This window comes from Acidovorax sp. FW305-C-20-28 (genome assembly GCF_058783375.1).
Genome location: NZ_JBYSYM010000056.1, coordinates 22,978 through 29,946 on the forward strand (window position 1 = coordinate 22,978; position 6,969 = coordinate 29,946).

At 69.8% G+C, this 6,969-nt stretch carries 6 protein-coding genes; 5 read left to right on the forward strand and 1 reads right to left on the reverse strand.

Going from position 1 to position 6,969, the window contains the following annotated elements; translation table 11 throughout:
- The first annotated feature begins 10 nt into the window (after positions 1-10).
- Complete coding sequence (locus tag AC3WOH_RS33460; RefSeq protein ID WP_492233641.1) at positions 11-778, forward strand: IclR family transcriptional regulator; 768 nt, start codon at positions 11-13, stop codon at positions 776-778.
- Here the strand turns inward: AC3WOH_RS33460 and AC3WOH_RS33465 are convergent.
- On the reverse strand, positions 775-1,728 hold the full coding sequence (locus AC3WOH_RS33465) for a LysR substrate-binding domain-containing protein (RefSeq protein WP_492233642.1): 954 nt from the start codon (positions 1,726-1,728) through the stop codon (positions 775-777). The genes AC3WOH_RS33460 and AC3WOH_RS33465 overlap by 4 nt on opposite strands.
- Before the next feature lie 118 nt (positions 1,729-1,846).
- Here AC3WOH_RS33465 and AC3WOH_RS33470 point away from each other — a divergent pair, with 118 nt between their 5' ends.
- From AC3WOH_RS33470 to AC3WOH_RS33485, 4 genes are read left to right on the forward strand one after another with little or no spacing between them, the layout of a single operon-like run.
- Positions 1,847-2,839: a Bug family tripartite tricarboxylate transporter substrate binding protein gene (locus AC3WOH_RS33470; RefSeq protein WP_492233643.1), complete on the forward strand. Its 993-nt coding sequence runs from the start codon at positions 1,847-1,849 to the stop codon at positions 2,837-2,839.
- 48 nt (positions 2,840-2,887) lie between these two features.
- Positions 2,888-4,435, forward strand: coding sequence for a UxaA family hydrolase (locus tag AC3WOH_RS33475; protein ID WP_492233644.1), 1,548 nt, complete (start codon positions 2,888-2,890; stop codon positions 4,433-4,435).
- A 31-nt stretch (positions 4,436-4,466) separates the two neighbouring features.
- The gene (locus AC3WOH_RS33480) at positions 4,467-5,936 is read left to right on the forward strand and encodes an NAD-dependent succinate-semialdehyde dehydrogenase (protein WP_492233645.1); all 1,470 of its coding nucleotides are present in this window, start codon (positions 4,467-4,469) and stop codon (positions 5,934-5,936) included.
- A 7-nt stretch (positions 5,937-5,943) separates the two neighbouring features.
- Positions 5,944-6,753, forward strand: coding sequence for an aldolase/citrate lyase family protein (locus AC3WOH_RS33485; protein ID WP_492233646.1), 810 nt, complete (start codon positions 5,944-5,946; stop codon positions 6,751-6,753).
- The last annotated feature ends 216 nt before the right edge of the window (positions 6,754-6,969 follow it).

Genomic DNA, 6,969 nt, shown 5'->3' on the forward strand with positions numbered 1-6,969 from the left:
TCAGAGATTCATGACAGAAATCACCGCTTCCGCTGCATCCCCCGGCCTGCGCCTGTTCGACCTGCTGGAGCTGCTGGTGCGCGAAGCGCGCCCGCTGACCCTGGCCGAGGCCGTGGCCGCCAGCGGCTGGCCCAAGCCCAGCGTGCACCGGCTGCTGGTACAGCTGGAGGCCGGCGGCCTGCTGGCGCGCGAACCCGATGGCCGGCGCTACGCCCCCGCCCCACGCCTGCTGCGCCTGGCGGAGGCCACGCTGGCCGGCAGCACGCAGCAGGGCGTGCGCCACGCCGTGCTGCGCCAGCTGGTGGCCGAGGTGGGTGAGAGCTGCAACTTCACCGCCCTGTCGGGTGCGGAGGTGGTGTACCTGGACCGCATCGAGTCGGCCTTTCCGCTGCAGATGAACCTGCGCCCCGGCACGCGCGTGCCCGTGCACTGTTCGGCCAGCGGCAAGCTGCTGCTGGCGCACATGGCCGCCGGCCAGCGCAACAAGCTGCTCGACGGCCTGGCGCTGACCCGCCACACTGCCACCACGCTGACCACGCGCGCCGCGCTCGACGCGGAGTTCAAGCGCATCCGCAAGGACGACTATGCGGTGGACGCCGAGGAATTCGTCGAAGGCCTGGTCTGCGTGGCCGTGCCGGTGCGTGGTGCCGATGGCCACAGCATCCGCTGCGCCGTGGCGCTGCAGGCCCCGGCAGCGCGCATGACGCTGGCCCAGGCGCTGGACAAGCTGCCGCGCCTGCAGGCAGCCGCCGCAGCGCTGGCGCGCACCTGGGGCTAGGCCTTGCTGCGAGGCTTCTTGCGGCTACCCACCACCTCCCGCAGGCAGTCGATCAGTTGCTCGGTGCTGGGCGTAGGCCGCTGCCCGCGCAGGGTGATCAGGCCCACGGGCGGCAGATCGATGGGCACGGCCAGGGGCAGCACGGCCACCTGCCCCTGCGCCGCAAAGTGCTGGGCGACCGAGCGCGCCATGAAGGCCACGGCACCGCGCTGGTGGATGAAGGACAACTGCGTGAGGAACGAGGCCGACTCCACGATGTCGGCCGGCGGGTGCAGGTCGTGCGCAAAGAACATCTGGTCGAGCTTGACACGCAGCGAGGCCCAGGGCGGCGGCATCACGCAGGGCAGCGCGGCCAGGTCGGCCCACTGCGGCTTGCGCTTGCGCGTGAGCGCGTGGCCGGGCTGCACCACCACCGCCATGGGCTCGGCATACAGGGCCTCGGTCTCCAGGTCGGGCGAGGCATAGCCCGGTTCGAGCCGGCCCACGAACAGGTCGAGCTCGCCCAGGCGCAGCTTGGGCAGCAGGCGCGTGAGGTCGCCCTCTTCCACCAGCACGCTGGTGTGGATGGAGCGCGCCTTGAGCCGCTCCACCGCCTGCGCCAGCAGCACGGGCGTGGCCACCACCATGGCGCCCACGCTGGTGCGGCCGCTGGCGCCGCTGGCCTCGGCCGCGATCTCGGCGCGCGTGCGGTCGTAGCCGGCCAGCACCGAGCGCGCGAAGCGCACCACGCTGGCACCGGCCGCCGTGGGCTCGGTGCCGCGCGTGGAGCGTTCGAACAGCGGCAGGCCGAACATGCGCTCGATCTCGGCCAAGGTCTTGGAGACGGCCGGCTGCGTGACCGAGAGGAACTCGGCCGCGCGGCCCAGGTGGCGGAACTGGTCCAGCGCCACCAGCATCTGCAGGTGGCGCAGCTTGAGGTTGGAGCGCAGGACGCGGTCGATGCGGGTCATCGGGGTTTCTCCTGATTCATGTCGTCAAGGCTATGAAGAGAGTCCATATTTTCATTGGATTGTTATGCAGTGCTTCTGAACAATCGCGGCTTTCGATACAACAACGATGGAGACACGCATGCACGACACCCCCCACGGCGGACGGCGCCAGCTCGTCCTGGGCGCTCTCGGCGCCACCGCGCTTGGCGCACTGCCCGGTACGCTGTTGGCACAGAACTACCCCGACCGCCCCATCACCTTCATCTGCCCCTGGCCTGCGGGCGGCACGGCCGACCAGTCGATGCGCACGCTGTGCACCGTGGCCGGGCGCATCCTGGGCCAGGCCATCGCGGTGGAGAACCGCGCGGGTGCCTCGGGCATGATCGGCTCCAAGGCCCTGGCCTCGGCCAAGGCCGACGGCTACACCATCGGCCAGATCCCCATCTCGGTCACGCGCTTTTCGCAGCTGGGCACCTTGCAGGCCGACCCACGCAAGGACTTCACCTACCTGGCGCGCACCTCGGGCCAGACCTTCGGCATCGCCGTGCCGGCAGACTCGCGCTTCAAGACCTTGACGGACTTCGTGGACCATGCCAAGACCAACCCCGGCAAGGTGACGTATGCCCACGCCGGTGTGGGTGGCGCCACGCATGTGGGCATGGAGGAGTTCGCCGCGGCTGCCGGCATCGCGCTCAACCACGTGCCCTACAAGGGCGGCGCCGAGGCGCTGCAGGGTGTGCTCGGCGGCCATGTGGATGCGCTGGCCGACTCCAGCTCCTGGGCGCCGCATGTGGAGGCCGGCAAGCTGCGCCTCCTGGCCACCTGGGGCGAGCAGCGCACGGCCCGCTTCAAGGACACGCCCACCCTGCGCGAGGCAGGCTACAACGTGGTGGTGGATGCCCCCAACGGCATCGGCGCACCCAAGGGCCTGGAGCCGGCCGTGGCCGCCAAGCTGCGCGACGCCTTCCGCCAGGCCGTGGCCAGCCCCGAATTCAAGGCCGTGGCCGACAAGCTCGATGCGCCGCTCCTGTACCTGGACGGCCCCGACTACGAGAAGTATGTGAACGCGGTCTACCAGAAGGAGACCGTGTTGATCGACAAACTCAAATTGCGCGAATTGATGCGCAGCTGAGTTTCCGGACCGTGCCAGGCACGGTCACCCCAAAAAAAGGCCCCCCCGATGAACGCCCCCGAGGCTCCCGCCCTCCTCACCAGCCCCCTGCTGCATCTGCACCCCAACGACAACGTGCTGGTCGCCAAGGCCGCGCTGGCGCTGGGCCAGACGATTCCCGAACTGGGCGTGCGCACGCGCGCCCAGGTGCCCGCCGGCCACAAGATCGCCGCGCGCCGCATCGCCGAGGGCGAGCAGGTGCGCAAGTACGACACCGTGATCGGCGTTGCCACGCGCGACCTGGAGCCCGGCGACTACGTGCACAGCCACAACCTCAAGATCGTGGACTACTACCGCGACCCGGCCTTCGGCGCCGACGTGCGGCCCGTGGACCTGGTTCCTGAGGCCAACCGCGCCACCTTCCAGGGCTTCGTGCGCGCCGATGGCAGCGTGGGCACGCGCAACTTCATCGGCATCCTGTCGTCGGTGAACTGCTCGGCCACGGTCATCAAGCGCATTGCCGCGCACTTCACGCCCGAGCGGCTGGCCGCCTTCCCGCATGTGGACGGCGTGGCCGCCTTTGCGCAGACCAGCGGCTGCGGCATGTCCTCGCCCAGCGAGCATTTCGACGTGCTGCGCCGCACCCTGGCCGGCTATGCGCGCCACCCCAATCTGGCGGGCGTGCTCATTGTCGGCCTGGGCTGCGAGCGCAACCAGGTCGATGCACTGGTGGACTCGCAGGGCCTCAAGGCCGGCCGGCTCATGCGCACCCTGGTGATGCAGGAGGTGGGCGGCACGCGCGCCACCATCGAGGCCGGCATCGCCGCCATCGAGGCCATGCTGCCCGAGGCCAACGCCGCACGGCGCCAGCCGGTGAGCGCGGCCCACCTCAAGATCGGGCTGGAGTGCGGCGGCTCGGACGGCTTCTCGGGCATCACCGCCAACCCCGCCTTGGGTGCCGCCATGGACATCCTGGTGCGCCACGGCGGCACGGCCATCCTGTCGGAGACGCCCGAGATCCATGGCGTGGAATTCATGCTCACGCGCCGCGCCGTGAGCCCCGCCGTCGGCCAAAAGCTGCTGGACCGCCTGGCCTGGTGGGAGCGCTACGCCGCGGGCCAGAACGCCCAGTTCAACGGCGTGGTGGGCCACGGCAACCAGGCCGGCGGGCTGGCCAACATCTTCGAGAAGTCGCTGGGTTCGGCCATGAAGGGCGGCACCACGCCGCTCACGGCCGTGTACGAGTACGCCGAACCCATCACCGAAAGCGGCTTCGTCTTCATGGACTCGCCCGGCTACGACCCCGTGGCCTGCACCGGCCAGATCGCCAGCGGCGCGCAGCTGATCTGCTTTACCACCGGGCGCGGCTCCATGTTCGGCAGCAAGCCGGCACCCACCATCAAGCTGGCAAGCAACACGCCCATGTACACCCGGCTCGAAGAGGACATGGACATCAACTGCGGCGTGGTCATCGACGAAGGCATCTCCGTGCCCGAGATGGGCCAGCGCATCTTCGAGCAGATCCTGCGCCACGCCAGCGGCGAGGCCACCAAGAGCGAAGCCCTCGGCTTGGGCGACCATGAGTTCGTGCCCTGGCACCTAGGCATCACCAGCTGAGCCCGCACCAACCACCCATCGACAGACCCCCATGCCCTTGACCCTGACCCGCCCCGACCTGTTGCGCAACGCCAACTTCATTGCCGGCCAATGGACGCCCGGACCCGGCGCCCTGCTGGCCGTGACCGACCCCGCCACCGGCGCCACCATCACCGAGGTGCCCGACAGCGGCGATGCCGAAGCGCGCGCCGCACTCGATGCCGCGCACGCCGCTTTTCCCGCGTGGAAGAAGGTGCCGGCCAAGCAACGCGCCCAGACCATCAAGCGCTGGAACGACCTGGTGCTGGCCCACCAGGACGACCTGGGCAAGCTCATCTCGCGCGAACAGGGCAAGCCCCTGGCCGAAGGCAAGGGCGAGGTGGCCTATGCGGCCAGCTACATCGAATGGTTCGGCGAAGAGGCCACGCGCATGAACGGCGAGCTCATCCCCGCGCCCGTGCCGGGCCGGCGCATGTTCGCCCTGAAGGAACCCGTGGGCGTGGTGGCCGCGATCACGCCCTGGAACTTTCCGGCCGCGATGATCGCGCGCAAGATCGCCCCAGCCCTGGCCGCCGGCTGCACCGTGGTCTGCAAGCCGGCCGAGGACACGCCGCTGACCTCGCTGGCCCTGGTGCTGCTGGCCCACGAGGCCGGCGTGCCTGCCGGTGTGCTCAACATCGTGACCGCCTCGCGCGAAAAGACGCCCGAGGTGGTGGACGTATGGCTGGACGATGCGCGCGTGCGCAAGATCACCTTCACCGGCTCCACCCCCGTGGGCAAGCACCTGGCGCGGCGCAGTGCGGACACGCTCAAGAAGCTCTCGCTGGAACTGGGCGGCAACGCGCCCTTCATCGTGTTCGAGGATGCGGACATCGACGCGGCCGTGGACGGCTTCATGGCCGCCAAATTCCGCAACGGCGGCCAGACCTGCGTGTGCCCGAACCGGGTGTTCGTGCACGAGCGCGTGCATGACGCTTTCGCCAGCAAGCTGGCCACGCGCGTGGCAGCCCTGAAGGTCGGCCCCGCGAGCGACCCCGCCTCGCAGATCGGCCCCATGATCAACGACCGTGCGGTGGAGAAGATCGAGCGCCACGTGCAGGACGCCGTGGCCCGTGGCGCACGCGTGCTCACGGGCGGCGAACGCCTGCCGCAGCTGGGCCCCACCTACTATGCACCCACCGTGCTCGTGGGCGCCGACGCGAGCATGGCCTGCGCCTGCGAGGAGACCTTCGGCCCCGTGGCGCCGCTCACGCGCTTCACCGACGAGGCCGAGGTGATCGCCGCCGCCAACGACACGCCCTTCGGCCTGGCTGCGTACTTCTACAGCCAGGACGCGCGCCGCATCTGGCGCGTGGCGGACGCACTGGAGACCGGCATCGTGGGCATCAACGAAGGCGCCATCGCGGCCGAGGCCGCGCCCTTCGGCGGCGTCAAGGAATCGGGCTACGGCCGCGAAGGATCGACCCACGGCCTCGACGACTACCTGCACACCAAATACCTCTGCCAAGGCCAACTCGACTGAAAAAACCATGCCCGCACACAACCCCTTCAAGACCGCCCTCGCCGAACGCCGCCCGCAGATCGGCCTGTGGCTTTCCATGGCCGACCCCTACCTGGCCGAAGCCGCCGCCACCTGCGGCTACGACTGGCTGCTGGTCGACGGCGAGCACGCCCCCAACGACGTGCGCAGCACCCTGGCCGCGCTGCAGTCGGTGGCGGCCCACGGCGCCCAGCCCGTAGTGCGCGTGGTCGAGGGCAGCACGGCCCTCATCAAGCAGATGCTGGACATCGGTGCCCGCACGCTGCTGGTGCCCATGGTGGACACGGCCGAACAGGCCCGCGCCATTGCAGCCGCCACGCAGTACCCGCCGCTCGGCATCCGCGGCGTGGGCAGCGCCGTGGGGCGTGCCTCGCAGTGGAGCGCGCGCAGCGACTACCTCAACGTGGCCGACGACGAGGTCTGCCTGCTGGTGCAGGCCGAGACGGTGACCGCGCTGCAGAACCTGCCAGCCATCTGCGCGGTGGACGGCGTGCACGGCGTCTTCATCGGTCCGGCCGATCTGGCCGCTTCGATGGGCCACCGGGGCAATCCGGGCCACCCGGAGGTGCAGGCGGCCATCGAGGGCGCGATGAAGGCCATCATCGCCAGTGGCAAGGCGGCGGGGACGCTGACCTCGGACCCGGTGTTGGCACAGCGCTATCTGGATCTGGGGTGCACGTTTGTGGCGGTGGGGGTGGATGTGCTGATGTTTGTGAATGCGGCGCGGAAGTTGAGGATGCAGTTTGGAGATCGGAGCACTATTGCCGACGCACCAGGCAAGGCGAGCGCCGCCTACTGATCCCAAGGCCACCCGTATCGTGGTTTGGTAGGCGGTGGCCGCTTCGGCTGCTTGCCGAAGGCGGGAGCCGGGATGTGCGCCCGGCGGCGCAGTAACTTTCTCTTGGGCCGCCAAGAGAAAGTCACCAAAGAGAAAGCGGCCCCGCTGCCCGTGTCCCCCATCGCCCTGTCGGGCGCTGGGGGCAGCCTGCGATGCTCGGTCCTGGGGTGACGCCGA